Source organism: Burkholderia sp. LMG 13014 (assembly GCF_905232215.1).
GTDB lineage: Bacteria > Pseudomonadota > Gammaproteobacteria > Burkholderiales > Burkholderiaceae > Burkholderia.
Genome location: NZ_CAJNKE010000905.1, coordinates 1 through 1687 on the forward strand (window position 1 = coordinate 1; position 1687 = coordinate 1687).

Annotated in this window: 1 protein-coding gene and 1 pseudogene; both read right to left on the reverse strand. The window is 65.8% G+C overall.

Going from position 1 to position 1687, the window contains the following annotated elements; translation table 11 throughout:
• Nucleotides 1-220: pseudogene (locus tag JYJ84_RS36005) on the reverse strand (hypothetical protein); the annotation flags it as partial.
• 12 nt (nucleotides 221-232) lie between these two features.
• The coding region (locus JYJ84_RS36010; RefSeq protein WP_205190237.1) for a putative porin at nucleotides 233-1687 on the reverse strand (1455 nt) is incomplete at its 5' end.

The window sequence follows — 1687 nt, forward strand, 5'->3', positions numbered from 1 at the left end:
CCTTCAGTTGCGCGAGCGCGTCGTCGCGCTGCTTCTCGGCCGCCACCTTGTCGCTTTGCAACTGCGCCTGGTTGTCCTGCAACTGGCGCAGCTCCTGCACGGTCGAGCGCAACTGGCTGCGCAGCTTGTCCTCGATGCTCTGCGCGTGCGCGCCGCCGGCCGCAAGCAGCAGCGTACCGGCCACGCCGGCCGCGAACATCGTGCGAGTGATCGTGTTCATCCGCGGCTCCGGTCAGAAGCGAGCATTGAGCTCGATCTGCAGCACGTCGATCGATACCGGCGGCCCGTACACTTCCTTCGAGCTCAGGTAACGGGCCGACACCCACGTATCGCGTGCCACCGCATACGCGGCGCCGAGCACGTAGCCGCGCGCATTGGTGCCGCCGAGATGGAAGTCGGGATCGTTGAACGCGTCGAGCACGGCGTCTGGCTGCAGGTACTTGTATGCGATCGAGAAGTTCCACTGGCCCTTCTCGCGCGGCTCCGGCTCGCCGAACGTCGCCTTCGCGAGGAAGCCGTTCGGGCCGCTGCGGTAGTCGGCGCGCGTCGCATTCAGCGACGTCGAATCGTAGTTGTTGACCGGCAGCGACGCCGCCGCGAACGCCTTGTTGTCGTTGTACGCGAGGTTGCGCACGTATTCGCCGTCGAGACGCAGCTTGAAGCGATCGGCCACCACCGTGTCCCACTGTGCCTTCAGGTCGAGCAGCCGGTAGTTGTAGGCGAGGCCGAACAGCTGCGGCTGCGGCGTCATCCCCGGTGCGAGGTTCGGGTTCTGCACGATGTTGCGCAGCGCGATCAGCGTGTTGCCGCCCTGCATGAATGCCGGCGCCTCGTTGTCGGTGCTGCAGCTCGTCGCGCCGGCATAGAGCGCGCACGGCGACGACAGCGTGCCGCGCATGTTCTGGAAGTCGTAGTACGCGACCGCGCCGCGCAGCCGGTTCTTCGCATCGATCTTCCAGTCGGCGCCGAACTGCGCGCCCAACATCCACTTCGTGTCGCTGCCGGCCTTCTCGGTGCTGTTCGACGGGAAGTTCTCGCTCGTGTACTGGATCGGGAACACGCCGAGCGTGCCGAACAGCGTGACGTCCGGGTTCCACGGCAGCGCATGGCGCAGGTTCGCGGCGAGCCCGTCCATCATCAGGTCGTCGGAGAACACCAGGTCCGACTTGAAGAACGGGTTGTCGAAACGGCCGGCCGTCAGGTTCAGCCACGACGTCGGCTTGTACGCGAAGAACGCCTTGTTCAGCCAGATGTTCTTCTTCGCGAAGCCGCCGCCCGCGGTGGCCGTGGTCGACACGGGCCCGTTGTCGTTGCCGCTCGCGAGCTGGATGCCGGCGATCATCTCGTCGGACAACGTCGCCGTCACGCCGAGCCGCGCGCGGTAGCGCAGCAGATTGTTGCGGTTCTCCCGCGTGTTCTGCGTGGGAATCTGCGTGTTGTTCGTATTCTGGTTGACGTCGAATCCGCCGCCCTGGTTGATCGCCGCGAAGTTCGTCACGCCGTTCGTGTTGCGGCCGCCATAGAAGTGATACTCGTCGCGCACGCGCAGGTCGCCGTCGAGCTTGATGCGCGACACCCAGTCGGGGAACGTGTTCGGCTGCGCCCAGTTCTCGGCCTTCGCCTGCGCGATCACTTCCTGCTTCACCTGGTCGCGGATCTGGTCGCGCACGAGCTGCGGCACGTACGG